Source organism: Vibrio sp. 10N.222.46.A1, from assembly GCF_041473595.1.
GTDB classification, from domain to species: Bacteria; Pseudomonadota; Gammaproteobacteria; order Enterobacterales; family Vibrionaceae; genus Vibrio; species Vibrio tasmaniensis_A.
In genome coordinates this window covers 1-220 of record NZ_JBFRSN010001371.1, presented here as the reverse complement: position 1 = coordinate 220, position 220 = coordinate 1, and the positions used below count along the sequence as shown (strand labels likewise).

At 49.5% G+C, this 220-nt stretch carries 1 protein-coding gene; it reads left to right on the top strand.

The features are described 5' to 3' along the window. A partial coding sequence (locus AB4496_RS26690; RefSeq protein WP_372132926.1) for a rod shape-determining protein occupies positions 1-220 on the top strand: 220 nt, incomplete at both ends.

Below are 220 nucleotides of genomic sequence, written 5' to 3'. Positions count from 1 at the left end.
ATGCTTCAGCACTTCATTAAGCAAGTGCATGATAACAGTGTTCTTAAACCAAGCCCTCGCGTATTGGTTTGTGTTCCTTGTGGTTCAACGCAAGTTGAGCGCCGTGCAATCCGTGAATCAGCACTGGGTGCTGGTGCTCGTGAAGTTTACCTAATCGATGAGCCTATGGCTGCTGCGATTGGTGCAGGCCTACGTGTATCTGAGCCAACAGGTTCAATGG